Below are 20,257 nucleotides of genomic sequence, written 5' to 3' on the forward strand. Positions count from 1 at the left end.
AGAAAAAGCAGTCAAAAAGCTGAACTCAATAACCAACTGCGCAGGGCCGATCAGCGGCTCCGCCCCTTTTCTTCTTCCCGCCGCCCGTATGCTATAATAATCCCATATTGTTTATTTAAAGGAGTACTGAAGATGAACGAAGCAAGTGAGCTGCTGCAGCAGCCGGAGTGGCGGATAATAGACCAGTCGAGTGCGGGACTGCATTTGAATGCGATGCATTCGTTCGGGATGGATGATACGCTCTGTGCTTCTGTCGGATCGGGAAAAACCCCTGCAACGGCAAGAGCATGGGTTCATGACCGGACGATCGTGCTCGGCATCCAGGATTCACGGCTTCCATACCTGGAAGACGGGGTGGACTGGCTGCAAGAGCAGGGTTACCGGGCGATTGTCCGCAACTCGGGCGGCCTGGCAGTTGTGCTGGATGAGGGTGTACTGAATCTGTCGCTCATTTTTCCGGAATCAGAAAAAGGGATTGATATCAACCGCGGCTATGATGCTATGTGGCTTTTAATAAAAGAAATGTTCAGCGATTTCCCATATGAAATAGAAGCAAGGGAAATTGTCGGCTCTTATTGCCCCGGCAGCTATGATCTAAGCATCGGCGGCAGGAAGTTCGCCGGCATTTCCCAGCGCAGGCTGCGCAAGGGTGTGGCAGTCCAGATCTATTTATGCGTAAACGGCAGCGGAAGCGGGCGGGCTGACTTGGTAAGGGAGTTTTACACCAGGGCGAAAAAGGATGCGGTAACGAAGTTCCTGTACCCTGACATTACACCGCCGGTCATGGCATCGCTCAGCGAGCTGCTCCAGTCCGAGCTGACGGTCGCAGATGTGATGATGAGGTTCCTGAACGTGCTGAAAAGCAGATCAGGCAGGCTGTATGCCGGAGGGCTGAATGAAGAAGAAGCCGGCCTTTATGAAAGCTATTATGAGCGGGTCGCCGAGCGGAATGAAAAAGTATTCGGCACCCTTCAGGATCCCGCCTGACCATCCAGGAATAGAAAAACCGCCCTTTAATCCGGGCGGTTTTCTGTTTAAGGGGGCAGGCTGCTGCCATTTCTTCTCTCCGAGTCTATAAAACAGCGGGGTCCTTTATTCTGCTACCTTTTCCAGGTTCCCGTTGCGGTCCATCTTGAATTTGGTGGCCGGGCGTTCTTCCTCGTCAAATAGTACCAGCTTTCTTGCCCTGTTCATAATTTTCATGAGCGTCTCGTAATCTTCCTGGATCGTGACGGTATTCTGTTCCAGCATGCCGATTTTTCCGGATAATTCCTCATTCTGGCTCCTCAGCATGGCGATTTCGCGTCTCAATCTTTCATTCTCGCTTTTTAACAGATCAGCACTGAGGGTGGAGCCGTTCAGGCTTTGCAAATAGCTGATAACCGAATCCAGATTCAGCTGGGCCCGCGGCTGCGGCGCCGATTGATAAGCAGGATAAGAGAATACTGGTTCTGGAGCTTCGATTGTTTCTTCTTCAGCATCTCCATCGGCATCTATATCTATTTCTGTATAAGTCTCCGTATAGACTTCTGTTTCTTCCGGCATTGGCAGTGTATCAGCAGTGAGCAATTCAACTTCTTCAACAGCTGGGACCGGAGGATTGTACAGCAGCTTTTTCTTGCCGCCCTGTTCTTTCCCGAGCAGCCTGTTGCGCTGTTTGCGCTGTTTCTTGGCGAGCTGCAGCGCCTTTTCGTAGCGGTGCCTAACAACAGCGTTCCAGCGGAATCCGCAGGCGGCAGAAGTGCGGTTCAGCTTATCTCCGACTTCCTCGAAAGCGTTCAGCTGGGTGCTTCCTTCCCTGACATGCCTTAATACCGTCTCAGCAAGCAATAAATCATTTTCTTCTGACCATGCATCCTGTCTTACTTTCATTTTTTCTTCAACTCCCTGGGCAAAATTGGTTTATATAACCTTCTAGCACTAGCATGGCCACATCTTTCTTTCTTTATACAGAGGGAATAAAAGGATAGTAGTTTTTTTTTCTGATATATTCAGGGACTGGGGAGAAGGGAGAATGTGCTGGAAAAAATGCCTGCAGCCTGCCAGCGGTGCTAAAGATTGCAGCTTGCAATACAAGTTCAGAAAATGTAAAATACCCTTTAGTGCCTCCGGGCAGATTAATTGAGATAGCAACTAAAATTTTCTATAGATAATTTAAAAATGATAGACCGAGAAAGGGATGTACGAAATGGCAAACGAATTCCGTGTTTGCGACGACTGCCAGGCAGTTAATCTGAAAACACTGATCCCCATGCTGAAGGATATCGACCCTGAGGCAAAAGTGGACGTAGGCTGCCAATCCTATTGCGGGCCGGGCAGGAAGAAGACTTTTGCATTTGTCAACAACCGTCCTCTGGCAGCATTGTCAGAAGAAGAGCTAAGAGAGAAAATCGAAAAAAAGCTGAAAAAATAAATCGCCTTTGACACCTGTCTTAAGGTGATTTTTTATTCGCCAAATGCTGTGCGGCTCCGGCAGATGGGGCAATTTCTTTTCTTCCCGGCACGTTTAGCCTGCTGCCTGTTTGTGGAAAAAGAACATCATCTGAACACAGGGAAAATTTTATTTTTCCGAAAGCCTTGCTGTGTCTGGATTTTGTCGAAGAAAAGGGAATTACAGCAGATTTTGTAATGATTTAGCGGTGAAAACTGGCTATAATAGATACAAAGGAAAAAAACGGGAATAGGCCGGGCTGGTGCACAGGAAGAGGGGAAAAGATGCCATATTCAACGGAAAAATTAAGCGAAGAAAAAGTATTCAAGGACCCTGTCCATCGCTATATCCATGTTCGTGACAGAATGATCTGGGATTTGATCGGGACGAGGGAATTTCAGCGCCTGCGGCGGATCAAGCAGCTGGGGACGACTTATCTGACCTTCCACGGGGCAGAGCACAGCCGCTTCAATCATTCACTTGGAGTCTACGAGATTGTCAGGCGCATCATCGATGATGTATTTGCCGGCCGGGAAGAGTGGGATGACAATGAACGCCTTGTATCCCTCTGTGCGGCGCTCCTGCACGATTTGGGGCATGGCCCTTTTTCCCATTCATTCGAAAAGGTATTCGACCTGGATCATGAGCATTACACACAGGCAATCATCCTTGGCAATACCGAAGTAAATCTTGTCCTTTCAAGAGCCGGGAAGGATTTTCCGAAGGATGTAGCCGACGTGATTGCGAAGACTTACCGGAATAAGCAGGTCGTCAGCCTGATTTCCAGCCAGATCGATGCCGACAGGATGGACTATCTGCAGCGCGATGCGTATTTCACCGGTGTCAGCTATGGCCATTTTGATATGGAAAGAATTCTCCGGGTCATGCGCCCGAGGGAGGACCAGGTTGTCATCAAGCAGAGCGGGATGCATGCGGTCGAGGATTATATCATGAGCCGCTACCAGATGTACTGGCAGGTCTATTTCCACCCGGTAACAAGAAGTGCGGAAGTCATATTGACGAAAATCCTGCACAGGGCCAAACAGCTCCATGAAAATTATTATGCATTCAAGTACCTTCCCCTCCATTTCTATACACTGTTTGAAGGCGAAGTGACGCTGGAAGACTATCTGAAGCTTGATGAAGCCGTGATACTCTATTATTTCCAGATGTGGCAGGAAGAAGAAGATCCAATTCTGAGGGATTTGTGCAAAAGGTATATGGACCGCAATCTCTTTAAATATGTGGAATTTGACCCGGCGAAGGAATACAAGAAGCTGGCCGAGCTGTCTGTGCTGTTCAGCAAGGCAGGGCTTGATCCTGAGTATTATCTGGTTGTCGATTCCTCTTCAGATCTTCCGTATGACTTCTACAGGCCGGGAGAGGAAGAGGAGCGTCTTCCGATCCACCTGCAGATGAAAAACGGGGACCTGCGGGAACTGTCGCGCGAATCGGAAATTGTTGATGCGATATCCGGAAAAAGGCGGACGGACCACAAATTATATTATCCTGCTGATTTGATTATGGACGAGGGCAGCAAGAAGACTATTAAGAAAAAAATCCGTGAAATGCTGGAGATCTAATCGACATACATAGAAGCGGTAATTACTTTGGAGTAGGAGATGAGGGGTTTTGTTAAAAGATCATGCCAATTTGGTGCACGCTTTGGCGGCTTCCGGGGAAGTCATCGGCCGGAAAAAGCTTCAGAAGATGATTTTTATTGCAAAGAAGATTTCTTTTCCTTTTCAGGAGCGGTTCCAGTTCCACTTTTACGGTCCTTATTCAGAGGAGCTGACACTGAGGGTGGAGGAGCTTTGCAATATGGGCTTCCTGAATGAAGTGAAAGAGAAGAAGGGCGGCTATTTTCAATACCGGTACACACTGACGGACAACGGCCGGGAATTTCTATCCGTCAACCAGGTTGATATGCCTTGCCTGCCGGACTGCCTGGAGGATATGAACAGCCAGAATGCAAGATTCCTGGAGCTTGTCTCAACGGTTTTATATTTTGATAATCTTCCCCGCGAAGAGGTGCAGGAGAAGGTGTTCACTTTAAAGAGCAAGCAGAAGTACACAGAAGAAGAGGTAGAAGAGGCCTATCAATATATTGAAAAGCTGAAAGAAAAAGCTAAGCACTAGGGGTGTGCTTAGCTTTTTCTTTGTTTGGCGGGCGTCATTAAGATGTTTTAATCTTCGTCGCTTAAGCGTTTGCCTGCTACGGCATAATGGTTCTTGCTCATTTCTTCGATAAATACGACGACTTTGTCTTTAGAAGCACCGGTCGTTTCGCTGACCGCATCGGTCACTTTTTCAACAAGAGCTTTTTTCTGGTCTTCTGTACGTCCTTCAAGCATTTTGACTGTTACATATGGCATAATAACTTCCTCCTTTTTATACTTTTTACTATAGCAGAAGGCTTAAGGGAAGTGCCAGTTCGGGGCGCGGGCTGATGCCGGGCTTTTCCCGGAAGCGGAGTTTTCCCTTCGCCCGGCATTTCATGTATACTGAAAAATAGATAAGTATGCAGGCATGTGCCTGCTGCCTAAGGACTTTATTCATTCACATAAAGGGGTATTGCCGTTGGAACAATTCTTAGCCTTTTCTTTAAGGGAGATTCCCTATGTAGCATTGACTTTGATGATCGCTTTTACGGTCCATGAATTTGCCCATGCGTTTGTTGCTTATAAATTCGGCGACCCGACTGCACAGAAGCAGGGGCGGCTGACGCTCAATCCGATCCACCATCTGGACCCCCTTGGGACCATCCTGATTTTTATAGCGGGATTCGGCTGGGCACGGCCTGTGCCGGTGAACCGTTTCCATTTTAAAAATCCAAGGCTTGCGGGGATATCGGTTTCGCTTGCCGGACCGCTCAGCAATCTGTTGATGGCGGGCCTGGGCCTGGGCATCTGGTACGGACTGGCCGCGGCCGGAGCAGCAGCGGGCCTGCCTGATTTTGTGCCCGAGTTCCTGGATTTGTTCATTTACTTGAATCTCATGCTGTTTGTGTTTAACCTGCTGCCTTTTCCGCCTCTTGACGGATACCGGATCATTGAGGATCTCGCCCCGGCGGGGATCAGGCCTAAGCTCACCCAGTTTGAGGCATATGGTTCGATTATATTCCTGATTCTTGTCATCACACCGCTTGATCAGTATACGATCCAGCCGATCTTCGGCACTGTGCTGCCGGTCCTGATCAACGGGATGCATGACTTCTTCTCGGGACTGTTCCTGCGCGGCTGACGATTCGGAAATCAGGCCAAAATTAAAGATCAAATTATGATAACTGACCTTTTTAAAAGGAGGATACATCAAATGGAAGAAAAGAAGAAAAAAAATATTGGCTTCAACATCATTAAGAGCGACCCGACAGACGGGCATGGCGGCTTTGGGGGAGGCTCCCTCAGCCTTGATAATGTGTCACCGGTCTTTGTGGATGTGGAAGCGGGAGATGCCCATGTTGATATCGGCGCCATGCATGCAAGAAGCACTGTAGAAAAAGGAATCAAGTTCCTGACCAACCAGGAGGACGTTCCGAACGGAAAGCCTTACTGGCTCGTATGGGTGACGATCGACCGCAAGCAGGAAGGCCCTTATTATGCCGGTGTCACTGCCTGCTTTATGACGGTGGACCGGGAAATCCGCCGCGGCTATAAACTGCTGCCTGAGCATGTCAACAGGCTTGATAAAAGCATCAAACGCCATATCATCGTCGACCATATGGATGACAAGTCTAAAGGAATCCTTGCAGACTTCCTGAAGAATCACGATATGGGCATGTGGGAAAGGGCAGAAGACCAGCTGAAAAAAGATTTGGCTTCCAGTTAAAAATTTTGACGAAATTGTGACAGATTTTCGAACTTAAATTCCAACCTACTTGCCGAGCGGCGATAAAAAAAGTAAACTTATTTACAGTGTTGATGCACTGTATAGAACTAGGACACGAAAAACCCCGGGCGGAAACCCGGGGTTTTTCCTTTTAATGACTTTGCTAAGATCCCCACTGAAACAGCTTTTTATACCAGGTTTTCTTCTCCTTGGGTTTTTTCACAGGCTGTTCCGGCTCTTCTTCCATATGCTCCAGATGATCGGTGCAATATTCGGTCGGCTCGGTCCCGGCGGTGAAATAGGTCAGGCGCTGAACCGGGCAATGGTCGGTGGCGATTTTTCCGTTCTCCGGATTGATATACACGCCGACCGTTCCTTTTGGACCTTTGAACCGTTTGACGGGCAAATCTTTATGGGCATCCTCCATAAACTGTATCCAAATATTCTTTGCATAAGCTTTATCGGCCGTCAATGTGATGGGCTTGCCCTGGTCATATCCGGTCCAGACGGCGGAAACGAGCTGGGGCGTGAACCCGGCCATCCAGCTGTCTGTGTCGGTGGACCCTGATTTGCCGGCATATGGCCTTGTCATCTTGCTGATAATGGTGCTGCCCGTAACGCTGGAATAGCCGTCAAGCTTATGGTCAAACATGCCGGTCATCATTTGCGTCATAACATATGCATCCTCCGGCTTCAGCACCGGCAGAGGCTCTTTCTTTTCTTCATAAATCACTTCGCCTTTATGATTTTCAACCTTTGTCACCAGGACAGGGGAAACCTTTTTTCCTCCATTGGCAAAAAGGCTGTACGCATTGGCCAGTTCAATGACCCTAATACCCGATGTCCCAAGCGCCAGGGAAGGAACCTCAGCCATTTTGGAAGTGATGCCGAATTTTTTCGCTGTTTCTGCAAGCGTATTTTCGCCTAAAAAGAGATGGGTCTTTACAGCATACACATTGTCCGACAAAGCGAGTGCCTGTGCCATGGTGATATCACCATCCGCATATTGATTGTTGAAATTATGCGGTGTGTATTCCTGCCTGCCGTCATCAAAACGGAAGGTGGTCTGCTCGCTCCTCATCATGGTTGCAGGGGTGAATCCCTGTTCGAGGGCAGCATAGTAAAGAAGCGGCTTAATCGTCGAGCCAGGCTGGCGGACTGCCTGAACCGCCCGGTTGAACGGGCTCTCGCTATAATCTCTTCCGCCGACCATTGCCTTTACATGTCCGTTCTTCGGGTTGACTGACACAAGCCCGACCTGGATTTCCGAATCTTTGCTAATATTGCCGGTTACCGCTTTCTCAGCAGCAGCCTGGATTTTTGTATCAAGTGTTGTGTATACCTTCAGGCCGCCAAGTTCTATTGTGCGGTCATCAAGCTGAAGCTGATTCTTCAGCGCATTTTTGACCGCATCCTGAAAATACGGCGCCTTTTCGATTGCTTTATGCGGAAATTCGCCGACAAGCTTGAGCGCTGACCCAAAAGCTTTATCAGCTTCCTCCGCGGTGATTTTCCCCTGCATGGCCATTGTATCCAGAATGATGCGCTGGCGGTCCCTGGCCCTTTCGAAAGAAGCGAGAGGGGAATAGACGCCAGGGCCCTTCGGTATCCCGGCAAGCATGGAAGCCTCGGCAAGGTTAAGCTCCTCAGCATCTTTCCCAAAATAGTACTGGCTTGCTGCCTGTACGCCATAAGCGCCATAGCCATAATAAATCGTATTGATATAGCCTTCCAGAATCTCATCTTTTGAATAGTTCATCTCAAGCCTGATTGTGTAGAAGGCCTCCATCATTTTCCGTTTCCATGTCTTCTCGTGTGCGAGGAACAAGTTCCGGGCATACTGCTGGCTGATGGTGCTGGCTCCCTGGACCTTTGCCATCGCTTTTAGATCCGCAAGCGCAGCCCCGGCAATCCGTTTATAATCAAAGCCGTGGTGGGAATGAAAATTCTGGTCCTCGACTGAAACCGTTGCATCAATCAGATGAGGGGAAATATGGTCAAGCGCCACCCAATACCGCTTCTGGCCATTGCTGCTTTCCCCGATCACTTCACCGTCCTCAGAGTAATACAAGGTCGACTGCGGTACGGCCAGCGGAGGAGGGCCAAGGATCTTGGCATATATCAGGACGGCGCCGATGGCAAGCCCGGCAGCAATCATTCCTATTAAACTGATGACAGCGGCTGCCCGCACATATTTCTTCGCTCTCTTGTACCGCTGACCGGCCATGACTTCCATCATAATTCACCCCTTTTTATAAACGGTGCGCGCAATGGTTTCCGGCACCCAAATTTGGTCTTTATTCCTAGTATTGAAATAAGAGAAGGAATTTATTCGCGAGTTTCATTTTTTTCTTGCAATTTTGCTAGATTCATCTATACTTTTTCTCATGTTTGTAATTAAACAGTTAGGGAAGCATAAAGATAACCGCACAACTTTTAAAAAGTTTTGAGAGCGTTTTATGCGCACTATACAAATTTTTAAAATGGAAGGATGTTCAGAATGGGACTTTGGTTTACGGAGAAACAGACAGAGAACTTTGGCATCACAATGAAAGTGAAGCAGACTTTACATACAGAGCAAACTGATTTTCAAAAGCTTGATATGGTAGAGACAGAAGAATGGGGCAATATGCTCCTCTTGGATGATATGGTCATGACATCCATCAAGGATGAGTTCGTATACCATGAAATGGTGGCCCATGTGCCGTTATTCACGCATCCGAACCCTGAGAACGTTCTTGTAGTGGGCGGCGGCGACGGCGGCGTTATCCGCGAAGTGCTGAAGCACCCAAGCGTTAAGAAAGCAACACTGGTTGAAATCGATGGGAAGGTAATCGAGTACAGCAAGAAGTATCTTCCTGAAATCGCAGGCATGCTTGACGATGAAAGAGTCGAAGTGAAGGTTGACGACGGCTTCATGCATATCGCCAACAGCGAGAATGAATATGACGTCATCATGGTTGATTCCACTGAGCCGGTCGGGCCAGCTGTAAACCTGTTCACGAAAGGCTTCTATGCCGGCATTTCCAAGGCTTTGAAGGAAGACGGCATCTTTGTTGCGCAGTCTGACAACCCTTGGTTCAAGGCAGACCTGATCCGCACCGTCCAGAAGGATGTAAAAGAAATCTTCCCGATCACAAGCTTATATGTGGCCAACATCCCGACATACCCAAGCGGACTGTGGGCATTCACAATCGGAAGCAAGAAGCACAATCCGCTTGAAGTAAGCGAAGAGCGCTTCCACGAAATCGACACAAAGTACTACACAAAAGAACTGCACAAAGCAGCGTTTGTGCTGCCTAAGTTTGTGCAGGATCTTGTAAAATAAAGATTGGTGCCAGGCACCAGCATGTAAAGCGAGGGAGTCATTTTGGTTAGATTTGATGAAGCTTATTCAGGAAATGTATTCATCGGGAGCCATCCGAATTTTATGGAAAGCCAGGCGGTCCTTTACGGAATGCCGATGGACTGGACAGTCAGCTACCGCCCGGGATCACGCTTCGGCCCGACCCGCATCAGGGAAGTTTCAATCGGACTTGAAGAATACAGCGCGTATCTTGACCGCGAGCTTGCGGAGGTAAAATATTACGATGCCGGCGATATTCCGCTTCCTTTCGGGAATCCGCAGAAAAGCCTTGATCTGATCGAGGAGTTTGTCGATAAGCTATTGGCTGCCGGCAAGTTCCCGCTTGGCATGGGCGGGGAGCACCTTGTCTCATTGCCGGTTTTCAAGGCGATGTATAAGAAATACCCGGATCTTGCCATCATCCATATGGACGCCCATACAGATCTGCGCGAGAACTATGAAGGGGAGCCTTTATCCCACTCAACGCCGATCCGCAAGGCCGCAGACCTGATCGGCCCTCAGAATATCTTCTCCTTCGGCATCCGATCAGGAATGAAGGAAGAATTCGAATGGGCAAAAAAAGTCGGAATGCATATCTCAAAATTCGATGTGCACCAGCCGCTCAAGGAAATCCTTCCTAAGCTGGCAGGCCGCCCGGTATACGTAACCATCGACATCGACGTCCTTGACCCGGCACACGCACCAGGCACAGGCACAGTCGACGCCGGCGGAATCACATCCAAGGAGCTCCTGGCCTCCATCCACGAAATCGCCCGCTCACAAGTAAAAGTCGTCGGAGCCGACCTCGTGGAAGTAGCGCCAATCTACGACCCATCCGAACAAACAGCCAACACAGCCAGCAAACTCATCCGCGAGATGATCTTGGGCTGGGTGAAATAGAAAAGCGGAGGTGGCTTGCCCAGAGCCGACAAGCATAAGACGCCCGGGAATAAAAGGCGTTCTTTGCCTTTAATTCCCGGGTGGCTTATGACTCGAGGCTCTAGCCACCGCAGCTGGACAAATAGAAAAGCGGAGGCTAATGCCTTTGAACAAAAGAGGTACAGGATTCTGTATCTCTTTTGTTTTATAATGGAACTACATTCATAAAATCCTATTAGGTGGGCGGGTTTGCATTAATAAATAGGCCTGTTGATCTCCGTTCCAGGCACTTCGCTTTCCGCGGGGCGACGCTGAGCCTCCTCACCGCTGCGCGTCTGCGGGGTCTCAGCATTGCCGCTGCAATCCCGCAGGAGTCTTCGTGCCTTCCACTGCAATCAACAGGGCTTACTTAACTTTTTGCAGCGTTATAACCAATCTGGAAAAAATTCAATCAACAGGCCCCCATAATTAAACCAATTCCTATTACTGCCCAACTTCATTTGCACTTCAACCCCAAAAAAATTATAATTAAAAAGTTATACTAAAGAGTTAAACGAAAAGGAAGTGTGCCCGTTGCTCAATAGCCCAGCGGAACAGACACCTGTTAAAATAAAAGTAAAAACGGATATTCGCAGCGGAGGCAGCAAAGAAACTTTTGAATTGACTGCGTTTGGCCGATACTATAAAAAAAACGGCTCCCGCTTTCTTCAATATGATGAAGAAAATGAAGCGGGGACAGTTAAAACGATTGTAAAAATGGCAGAGGGAGAAGCCCTGATCCTCCGTTCAGGAGCCGTGAAAATGAGGCTGCCCTTCCGGTTGAACAAAAAGATGAGGGGAAGCTACGAAATGCCCTTCGGAACCATGGAAATGCTGACTCTGACCAAAGGGCTCTCACAGTCCTTTGATGACAACAGCGGAACAGGGGCCTTTGACCTTCTATATGAAATGAAAATGCAGGGATCACAGGCAGGTACATATCATTTGGCGATTACGTTTGAGGAGGAAGAAAAATGAATATAGTCGAACAAGTGCAAAGCAATCTGAAAGAGGAAATCAAGCAGGCGGTCATTAAAGCAGGCCTTGCTGCAGAAGAGCAAATCCCGGATGTAATCCTGGAAACGCCTAAAGAGAAGGCGCATGGCGATTATTCTACCAATATGGCGATGCAGCTTGCACGTGTAGCCAAAAAGGCGCCGCGCATGATTGCCGAGCAGCTGATCGAGAATTTTGACAGCAGCAAAGCATCCATTGAAAAAATTGAAATCGCAGGGCCGGGCTTCATCAATTTTTACATGAACAACAGCTACCTGACGAACCTGATCCCGACCGTCCTTGACGCCGGAGATCAGTACGGAGAAACGAATACAGGCAAGGGCCAAAAGGTGCAGATTGAGTTTGTTTCTGCCAACCCGACAGGCGACCTTCACCTGGGACATGCCCGCGGTGCAGCAGTCGGCGATTCCCTGAGCAGCATCCTGGCCAAAGCAGGCTATGATGTATCCCGCGAATATTATATCAATGATGCCGGAAACCAGATCAATAATCTGGCATTGTCAGTTGAGGCCCGTTATTTCCAGGCGCTTGGCATGGAAAAAGAAATGCCTGCTGACGGCTATCATGGGGCAGACATTATCGGCATCGGCCAAAGGCTTGCCGATGAATTTGGCGACAAATATGTGAATGCCGATGAAAAGGAACGCTTCGATGCATTCCGCGAATACGGCCTTAAATACGAAATGGAAAAGCTGAAAAAGGATTTGGAAGATTTCCGCGTACCTTTTGATGTCTGGTACTCTGAAACTTCCCTTTACCAGAACGGCAAGATTGACGATGCTTTGAAAGCACTCAAAGAGAACGGACATGTATATGAAGAAGAAGGCGCAACCTGGTTCCGCTCAACCGAATTCGGCGATGATAAAGACCGCGTGCTTATCAAGAATGACGGATCTTACACGTATCTGACGCCTGATATCGCCTACCATAAAGACAAGCTTGAGCGCGGCTTCGAAAAGCTTATCAATGTCTGGGGCGCCGATCACCACGGCTATATCCCGCGTATGAAGGCTGCCATCCAGGCGCTTGGCTATGGCAAGGATGCCCTTGAAGTCGAAATCATCCAGCTCGTACACCTGTACAAGAACGGTGAAAAGATGAAGATGAGTAAACGGACAGGAAAAGCTGTTACCATGCGTGACCTTGTGGACGAGGTTGGACTCGATGCAGTCCGCTATTTCTTCGCAATGAGAAGTGCTGACACTCATATGGATTTTGACCTTGATCTGGCTGTGTCCCAATCCAATGATAATCCTGTTTATTATGCCCAGTACGCACATGCGCGCATCTCGAGCATCCTCCGCCAGGGTGAAGAGCAGGGGATGGCATTAAGTGCCGACGCTGATTTCTCCCTCATTTCTGCCGAGAAGGAAATCGACCTGCTGAAGAAGCTTGGTGAATTCCCACAGGCAGTTGCAGAGGCTGCAGAAAAGCGTATGCCGCACCGCATCACAAACTATATTTTCGAGCTCGCATCTGCCTTCCACAGCTTCTACAATGCCGAAAAAGTGCTTGATAGCGACAATCCGGAAAAAACAAAAGCCCGTCTCGGCCTGATCAAGGCTGTACAAACAGCATTAAGAAACGCACTTAAATTAATTGGTGTATCCGCACCTGAAAAAATGTAAGACTCATGCCCCGCTTCCTGAAAGCGGGGTTTTTTTCTGTTTTAGTGGCGGTAGAATGATGGAGCGTTTATTGCACATAATAAAGGATATTTATGGAACAACATGAGCTTATTTTTAGGAGGAATCTGATGAAAATTGTTCTGTTGTCACTTATAACAGGCTTCGCGGTCGGCTTTATTTTTGCCCTGTTCAAACTGCCGATACCCGCCCCGCCAGCACTGGCTGGAGTAGTGGGTATCATCGGCATCTATTTGGGATTTAAGGCGTTTGAACAAGTGGGTCCTTGGTTTGAAGGCTTTTTAAAATGAAGAATTGGGAGCAGGGGGAGAGTACGGAATCCTGTAAGCGAGGAGAGGCAGGGGGCGATGCCCCGCCGGAAAAGAGTGAGCATGTGGCCACTGTAGTACATAAAATTTGTGTAAACGAGGAGTCATGTACCCCAAAAGCAGTCTGAGATACATGACCGGGCGAAAAAATCGCAACTCATGTATCCCAAAAGCAGCCTGAGGTACATGACCCTGAGAAAAAAGCCCGACACATGTACCCCAAAAGCAGTCTGAGATACATGACCCGCCGAAAAAAGCCCGACTCATGTACCCCATAACCAGTCTGAGATACATGACCCGGCGAAAAAAGCCCGATACATGTATCCCAAAAGCAGTCTGAGATACATGACCCGGCGAAAAAAGCGCAACTCATGTATCCCAAAAGCAGCCTAAGGTACATGACTTGGCGATAAGAGCCCGACTCATGTACCCCAAAAGCAGTCTGAGATACAAGACCCGGCAAAAAAAGCGCAACTCATGTATCCCAAAAGCAGCCTGGGGTACATGACTTGGCTAAAAGAGCCCGACTCATGTACCCCATAACCAGTCTGAGGTACATGACCCGGCGAAAAAAGCGCAACTCATGTATCCCAAAAGCAGCCACAGGTACATGACCCGGCCGAAAAACCCCACCTCGTGTATCCTAAAAACCTATTTCCACTCAACCGCCCCGCCGCTGATCCGCTTCACGCCGCGGATCCGGCTGATATCCTCAACAAGCTTCAATAAAGCTTTGTCCTTCATCTTTGCTTCTATCATAAAATCCACATCCTCGCCGATCGCATGAAGGTGATCCAGCAGAGGCTTCAGGAATTCGGCGTCCACATAGTCAGCATGCGACCTGAAGGCTTTTTCCGATTTAGGCGAAGACACATGAATCTTCGGCTTCATGCCGAAATGATCCCAGGTCCGGAAAATGTCCGGGAGCATATCCTCAAGCGGCTTTCCGCTCAAGTTCGCCATATGATGGTGATAATCGAAGATCAGCGGTATCTGCTCCCGCTGGCAGGCGGCGAGCGTTTCTTCGGCGTTATAGGTTTTATCGTCATTTTCAAGGGTCATAACCGCTTTTATATGTGCAGGAAGGGTCTTCAAGTTCTGATAAAAACGTTCAATGGATGTCTCTTTATCGCCATAGGCTCCGCCGATATGGATATTGATCAGCGCCTGGTTTTCAAGTCCCATTGCCTCGAGCATGCGGTAATGGTATTCCATATCAATTACCGCATTTGCTGTGACTTCGCTGCGGGGAGACGTAAAAAGGGTGAACTGGTTCGGATGGAAGCTGACCCGCAGGCCATTGTCCTTTACCAGTCTGCCGAGCTCCTGCCATTCATCGCGGAAGGGGGCGACAAAATCCCACATGACCTCCGGATGGGTGGCAAGGGGGGCGATAGAGCTAGAGAATCGGTACAATTCTATATCGTGGGCGAGGTTATAATAAAGCATCCTTCTCGTGCTCCGCAGATTCTCTGCAGTTGCAGCCAGCAGCTTCTGCATGCCTTCTTCCTTTGTCATCTGCTTGTATCTCGTAAATGTCAGTGTTCTCGCAGGGGATGCCTCCCATAGGCTTACCGCCTGGGACACATAGCCGAATCGTATTTTCATAATTACTCCTTTAAAAAAATGGCCTGGGTCCGGCACCACTGGAGGGAGGAGAGGCGTTAGCCATCAGAGAAAGTACGAAACAGATTTCGCCACTCCTTCCCGCAGCCACCGGATTGCATTAAAGCCCGAAATATTTTTGAGCATAAGCAGTTTTGAGTCCTTCATATCCTGCTCAAGGACTTTCTCAGCTTTCTGGATGAATGCTTTGTCATATATATAACAGTTGAGTTCATGGTTTAAATACAAGCTTCTTTTATCAAAATTGGCCGTCCCGATATCGCATACTGTATCATCCGAAAGAAGGATCTTCGCATGGTAGAAGCCGTTCATGTATTGGTAGATCCGTGCCCCTTCCTTCAGCAGCACCCTGAGATAAGGATAGGAAGCTTCCTTTACAAGGGGATGGTCTGTTTTTGAAGGGACGATAATGCTCAGCCTTACGCCTCTGTCCAATGCCCGCCGCAGCTCCTGGAAAAGAGCGGGGCTCGGGATGAAGTACGGAGTGCCGATGATGATCTTCCTCCTGGAATTCCGGATAATGGCGAGGAAGGTTTCTTCCAGATAGCCGGCTTCTGATGGGATATGCTGGTGCCGGAGGCCTTCCTGTGGAAGCCTGGGAAAATAGGCCGCATCCCTGAGCAGGTCTGTTCCGGATGCATCCCGCCAATCACAAAGAAATTCGCTTTGAAGATCATTGACGCCTTCTCCTGTCATCCTGAGGTGATAATCCCGCCATGGACACAGCTTCGAATCCAGGTTGACGTATTCCTTGCCAATGTTATACCCGCCCAAATAGCCGATACTCCCATCTATGACGGTTATTTTCCGGTGGTTCCTCGATTGGGAGGAATAGAACAGGTAGGGGAGCTTCGGTACATGACAGAAAGCAAAACGGACCCCGGCTTCCTTCAGGCCGGTGATCAGCTTCCTTTTTACACGCAGGCTGCCTACCCAATCAAGCAGCAGCCGGACCTCGACGCCTTCCTCGGCCTTTTTCTTCAGAAGGGAAAGGAACTCGCCTGAGATTTTATCATTTTTTACAATATAAAATAAAATATGGATATGCTTTTTAGCATGTTTGATATCAAGGAACAACTTCTCGAATAAGTCCGGGCCGGCGGTGATCAAATCGATCTTGCTCTGCCTGACCGGATAGTTTTTTCTCTGGACCTTTGACAGCTGCTTCCGCCGGCCGAGCGCCATATCGCATGACACCCAAAGCAGCAGCGCCAATCCTATGGCAAGTATGATAATGGCAGTTTTCAAGTCGCATGTCCCCCTCGGATCTTTTCCTGATAGCATCCCCTTTGAAGGCGGTTTCTATGAAATAGGAGAGCAGACTGGGAAAAGTGGGAAAATGCAGAAAAAGTTATTGACTGAATGCTCATTCATTATATAATGGTACTAAGAATCTTTTCAGAAAATTTGGTTGGTTGTAAATTTTCTGGTGGAAAAAGGACGAAAGGAGATTATCAGCCATGAATGGATTACTATGGATCAACTTAATTGCGTTCCTGCTTGTAACCGCTTACGCAGTCAGCCTGTTTGTCTATGTGGTTAAAACCAGAATTGAATATATTAAGCTCGGCAAGAAAGCGGAGTTTGATAAAAACGTCAAAGAACGCCTGGGGAAAATATGGGTGAATGTCTTTGGCCAGAAAAAACTCCTGAAGGACAAGAAGAGCGGGGCCATCCACGTTATGTTCTTCTATGGATTCATCCTTGTCCAATTCGGGGCGATCGATTTTATCATCAAAGGAATCAAGCCTGGGGCGCATCTGCCGCTTGGGCCGCTGTATCCCGGGTTCACTTTCTTCCAGGAAATTGTGACGCTGATGATTCTTGTCGCCGTTCTCTGGGCTTTCCACCGCCGCTATGTGGAGAAGCTTGTCCGTCTGAAGCGCAACTTCAAGGCAGGGCTTGTTCTCATCTTCATCGGCGGACTGATGCTGTCCGTTCTCCTTGGAAACGGTATGAGCATGATCTGGCACGGCCATGAGGGGACATGGACAGAGCCGGTTGCTTCGCTGATAGCCGGGGCATTTTCAGGGATCGGGGAGACAGCCAGCATCGTCATCTTCTATATTTCCTGGTGGATCCACCTGCTGTTCCTCCTCGCTTTCCTGGTCTATGTACCGCAGTCCAAGCACGCTCATTTGATTGCCGGGCCTGCAAATGTGTATTTTGACCGGACCGAGAATGCCGGGAAGCTGAAGAAAATCGACTTTGAAGATGAGTCACAGGAATCATTCGGAGTCGGCAAAATCGAGGATTTCAACCAGCTGCAGATGATCGACTTCTACGCATGTGTGGAATGCGGCCGCTGTACGAATATGTGCCCTGCGACAGGTACAGGCAAGATGCTGTCGCCAATGGATCTGATCCTGAAGCTGCGCGACCATCTGACAAACCATGGGGCCGCCGTAACATCAAGGCAGCCATGGGTTCCGACCTTTGCTTTCTCTAATACGAAAGGCAACCAGCTTGCACTGGCAGCTGCAGGGAAAGGTGCCGAAGAAGCGGCAGCCGGCCTTGCATACAGCCCAAGCCTGATCGGCGATGTCATTACAGAAGAAGAAATCTGGGCCTGTACGACTTGCCGGAACTGTGAAGACCAATGTCCGGTCATGAATGAGCATGTGGACAAAATCATCGACCTGCGCCGTTATCTTGTTCTCACAGAAGGAAAAATGGATGCGGATGCACAGCGTGCGATGACCAATATTGAACGCCAGGGCAATCCATGGGGCTTGAATCGGAAAGAGCGCGAGGACTGGCGCGAGGCAAGGGAAGATGTATCCGTCCCGACTGTGAAGGAAATGAAGAAATCCGGCGAAGAATTCGAATATCTCTTCTGGGTCGGCAGTATGGGTTCCTATGATAACCGGAGCCAGAAAATCGCTTTATCATTTGCAAGGCTCCTTAATGAAGCCGGTGTGAAATTTGCGATCCTTGGCAATAAGGAGAAAAACTCCGGAGATACGCCAAGGCGCCTCGGCAATGAATTCCTGTTCCAGGAGCTTGCCACAAAGAACATTGAGGAATTCGAGAAAAATGAAGTCAAAAAAATTGTAACGATCGACCCTCATGCCTATAACATTTTCAAAAACGAGTATCCGGATTTCGGGCTTGAGGCAGAGGTGTATCACCATACAGAGCTGCTTGCTGAGCTGGTGAAAGAGGGCAGGCTGAAGCCGCAATTTGATGTGAATGAAACGATCACCTTCCATGATTCCTGTTACCTCGGCCGCTATAACGAGGTGTATGATCCGCCGCGCGAAATCCTTAAGTCCATTCCTGGCGTGAAGCTGGTGGAGATGGAAAGAAACCGGGAGACAGGCATGTGCTGCGGAGCCGGCGGCGGACTTATGTGGATGGAAGAAGAAACAGGACACCGCGTCAACGTTGCCCGCACAGAGCAGGCACTGGCTGTCAATCCTTCAGTCATTTCTTCCGGCTGCCCGTACTGCCTGACCATGCTGTCAGATGGCACGAAGGCTAAAGAAGCGGAAGAAACAGTCCAAACCTATGATGTGGCAGAGCTGCTTGAAAAAGCCGTGATCGGCGAGCCGCAGACTCTTGTATCCTGAGCTGAAACTTGAGAAAGGCCTGGCGCACCGGGCCTTTCTTAGAAAAATAATGCCGTGATTATTAAGAATCTTCAGGAAAATATTTTTATTTTCACTGCGGATGGAGTAAGATGGAAATATAAATAAAGCGCTTACAAAGATGGAGAACCTTTTCGAATGGTCTCCTTTTTGTCCTTATTCTGTTTAAGACTTGGAAGACAGGCTGAGTTCAGCAGGCTTTGATTTCATTTCGAGCGAGCGTTCAGTCAAAACAGAACACCAAATTCACCTGGCAATCAAAAATTGCCCACAAATTAAAATTAAATTTGCCCAGCAAATTAAAGACCAATTTGCCTTGAGGAGAGGATACAGATGGGAAGAACAGTCATTATTAGCGGAGCACGGACACCTTTTGGAAAAATGGGAGGGGCATTAAGCAGCCTGACTGCCTCTGATTTGGGAGCTGCAGCCGTCAAGGAAGCATTGAAGCGTGCCGATGTCCGTCCTGAAGAGGTTGGGGAGCTGATTCTCGGATCGGTCCTTCAGGGAGGCCAGGGCCAGATACCTTCCCGGCAGGCAGGCAATAAAGCCGGTCTTCCATGGGAAGTTAAAACAGAAACGATCAACAAAGTCTGCGCCTCAGGAATGAGGAGTGTGACGCTTGGCGACCAGATCATCAGGGCCGGTGATGAAGAAGTGATTGTGGCCGGCGGGATGGAATCGATGAGCAATGCGCCATATCTTTTGCCTAAAGCCAGATGGGGCCTGCGGATGGGCGATTCGACTGTGAAGGACCTGATGATTCATGACGGCCTCAGCTGCAGTTTTACAGGCGTCCATATGGGGACTTACGGAAATTCAACGGCAAAGGAAATGGAAATATCGCGGGAGGAACAGGACCATTGGGCATACAGAAGCCACCAGCGGGCTGTCGAAGCGATCGAAAGCGGCAGGCTGGCTGAAGAAATTGTGGCAGTAGAGGTGCCGCAGCGCAAAGGCGATCCGCTTGTCGTAAAGCAGGATGAAGCACCGCGCAAGGATACTTCCATTGAAAAGCTGGCAAAGCTTGCCCCTGTATTCAATGGGGATGGAACGATCACTGCCGGTAACGCACCGGGAGTGAATGACGGCGCAGCCGCACTTGTACTGATGAGTGAGGAGCGGGCTGAACGGGAAGGCAAGGAAGTTCAGGCATATATCCTGGCCCACACGGCAATCGCTGTTGAAGCAAAGGATTTTCCGAAAACACCAGGACTTGTCATCAACGAGCTTTTGAAAAAAACAGGCAAGTCCCTCGATGATATTGACCTGTTTGAAATAAACGAAGCATTCGCTGCAGTTGCCCTGACGAGCGGAAAGATTGCCAATCTGGATGAAAATAAAGTGAATGTGAACGGCGGGGCCGTTGCCATCGGACATCCGATAGGGGCAAGCGGCGCGAGGATTATCCTGACGCTGATTTATGAGCTGAAGCGCAGGGGCGGAGGAGTCGGCATCGCGGCAATCTGCAGCGGCGGCGGCCAGGGAGATGCCATCATGATTGAAGTTCCGGCGAAATAATAGATTAGAAGACTGGAAGAGAAATG

At 48.9% G+C, this 20,257-nt stretch carries 18 protein-coding genes; 13 read left to right on the forward strand and 5 right to left on the reverse strand.

The genetic code is table 11. The features are described from left to right. Positions 1-132: 132 nt before the first annotated feature. Complete coding sequence (locus tag CYJ37_RS07575; protein ID WP_101548865.1) at positions 133-987, forward strand: lipoate--protein ligase family protein; 855 nt, start codon at positions 133-135, stop codon at positions 985-987. Between the two features lie 105 nt (positions 988-1,092). Here CYJ37_RS07575 and CYJ37_RS07580 read toward each other — a convergent pair whose 3' ends face one another. After that, on the reverse strand, positions 1,093-1,872 hold the full coding sequence (locus tag CYJ37_RS07580; RefSeq protein WP_094769433.1) for an RsfA family transcriptional regulator: 780 nt from the start codon (positions 1,870-1,872) through the stop codon (positions 1,093-1,095). Between the two features lie 316 nt (positions 1,873-2,188). Between CYJ37_RS07580 and CYJ37_RS07585 the strand changes: the two genes are divergently transcribed. From CYJ37_RS07585 to CYJ37_RS07595, 3 genes are all read left to right on the forward strand, one after another. Then, a complete protein-coding gene (locus tag CYJ37_RS07585) occupies positions 2,189-2,413 on the forward strand; it encodes a DUF1450 domain-containing protein (protein WP_022544517.1) in 225 nt (74 codons plus the stop codon). 302 nt (positions 2,414-2,715) lie between these two features. Further along, entirely contained in the window at positions 2,716-4,014 is a 1,299-nt protein-coding gene (locus CYJ37_RS07590; RefSeq protein ID WP_009791657.1) for an HD domain-containing protein, read from the forward strand. 49 nt (positions 4,015-4,063) lie between these two features. Further along, positions 4,064-4,570, forward strand: coding sequence for a YwgA family protein (locus tag CYJ37_RS07595; protein WP_009791656.1), 507 nt, complete (start codon positions 4,064-4,066; stop codon positions 4,568-4,570). Positions 4,571-4,617: 47 nt separating this feature from the next. Here CYJ37_RS07595 and CYJ37_RS07600 read toward each other — a convergent pair whose 3' ends face one another. Next, positions 4,618-4,806: a 2-hydroxymuconate tautomerase gene (locus CYJ37_RS07600; RefSeq protein ID WP_009791655.1), complete on the reverse strand. Its 189-nt coding sequence runs from the start codon at positions 4,804-4,806 to the stop codon at positions 4,618-4,620. A 205-nt stretch (positions 4,807-5,011) separates the two neighbouring features. Here CYJ37_RS07600 and CYJ37_RS07605 point away from each other — a divergent pair, with 205 nt between their 5' ends. Then, complete coding sequence (locus tag CYJ37_RS07605; RefSeq protein ID WP_094769435.1) at positions 5,012-5,674, forward strand: site-2 protease family protein; 663 nt, start codon at positions 5,012-5,014, stop codon at positions 5,672-5,674. Between the two features lie 72 nt (positions 5,675-5,746). Further along, positions 5,747-6,259, forward strand: coding sequence for a YwhD family protein (locus CYJ37_RS07610; protein WP_022544515.1), 513 nt, complete (start codon positions 5,747-5,749; stop codon positions 6,257-6,259). Positions 6,260-6,422: 163 nt separating this feature from the next. Here CYJ37_RS07610 and CYJ37_RS07615 read toward each other — a convergent pair whose 3' ends face one another. Beyond that, positions 6,423-8,495: a transglycosylase domain-containing protein gene (locus tag CYJ37_RS07615; protein WP_101548867.1), complete on the reverse strand. Its 2,073-nt coding sequence runs from the start codon at positions 8,493-8,495 to the stop codon at positions 6,423-6,425. Positions 8,496-8,759: 264 nt separating this feature from the next. Here CYJ37_RS07615 and speE point away from each other — a divergent pair, with 264 nt between their 5' ends. The 5 genes from speE (at position 8,760) to CYJ37_RS07640 (ending at position 13,476) form a co-directional block, all read left to right on the forward strand. After that, positions 8,760-9,587 carry a spermidine synthase gene (gene speE / locus CYJ37_RS07620; RefSeq protein ID WP_009791651.1) on the forward strand — a complete coding sequence of 276 codons (828 nt, stop codon included), beginning with the start codon at positions 8,760-8,762 and terminating at the stop codon, positions 9,585-9,587. 42 nt (positions 9,588-9,629) lie between these two features. After that, positions 9,630-10,505, forward strand: coding sequence for an agmatinase (speB, locus tag CYJ37_RS07625; RefSeq protein WP_094769437.1), 876 nt, complete (start codon positions 9,630-9,632; stop codon positions 10,503-10,505). A gap of 543 nt (positions 10,506-11,048) precedes the next feature. After that, complete coding sequence (locus CYJ37_RS07630; protein ID WP_308302646.1) at positions 11,049-11,501, forward strand: DUF1934 domain-containing protein; 453 nt, start codon at positions 11,049-11,051, stop codon at positions 11,499-11,501. After that, positions 11,498-13,168 (forward strand): arginine--tRNA ligase, encoded by a 1,671-nt coding sequence (argS, locus tag CYJ37_RS07635; protein ID WP_101548871.1) that lies wholly within the window; start codon positions 11,498-11,500, stop codon positions 13,166-13,168. Before CYJ37_RS07630 ends, argS begins: the two co-directional genes overlap by 4 nt. A gap of 128 nt (positions 13,169-13,296) precedes the next feature. Next, positions 13,297-13,476 carry a XapX domain-containing protein gene (locus CYJ37_RS07640; protein WP_094769440.1) on the forward strand — a complete coding sequence of 60 codons (180 nt, stop codon included), beginning with the start codon at positions 13,297-13,299 and terminating at the stop codon, positions 13,474-13,476. 669 nt (positions 13,477-14,145) lie between these two features. Here the strand turns inward: CYJ37_RS07640 and uvsE are convergent. Together uvsE and cls are read right to left on the reverse strand one after the other, a co-directional pair. Continuing rightward, a complete protein-coding gene (gene uvsE, locus CYJ37_RS07645) occupies positions 14,146-15,102 on the reverse strand; it encodes a UV DNA damage repair endonuclease UvsE (protein ID WP_101548873.1) in 957 nt (318 codons plus the stop codon). Between the two features lie 63 nt (positions 15,103-15,165). After that, entirely contained in the window at positions 15,166-16,305 is a 1,140-nt protein-coding gene (gene cls / locus CYJ37_RS07650; RefSeq protein WP_094769198.1) for a cardiolipin synthase, read from the reverse strand. Between the two features lie 275 nt (positions 16,306-16,580). Between cls and CYJ37_RS07655 the strand changes: the two genes are divergently transcribed. Both CYJ37_RS07655 and CYJ37_RS07660 read left to right on the forward strand, forming a co-directional pair. Then, a complete protein-coding gene (locus tag CYJ37_RS07655; RefSeq protein WP_009792581.1) occupies positions 16,581-18,692 on the forward strand; it encodes a (Fe-S)-binding protein in 2,112 nt (703 codons plus the stop codon). A 351-nt stretch (positions 18,693-19,043) separates the two neighbouring features. Next, complete coding sequence (locus tag CYJ37_RS07660; protein ID WP_022544508.1) at positions 19,044-20,231, forward strand: acetyl-CoA C-acetyltransferase; 1,188 nt, start codon at positions 19,044-19,046, stop codon at positions 20,229-20,231. Positions 20,232-20,257 lie beyond the last annotated feature (26 nt).

This window comes from Bacillus sp. UMB0728 (genome assembly GCF_002858875.1).
Lineage (GTDB): Bacteria > Bacillota > Bacilli > Bacillales > Cytobacillaceae > Bacillus_AB > Bacillus_AB infantis.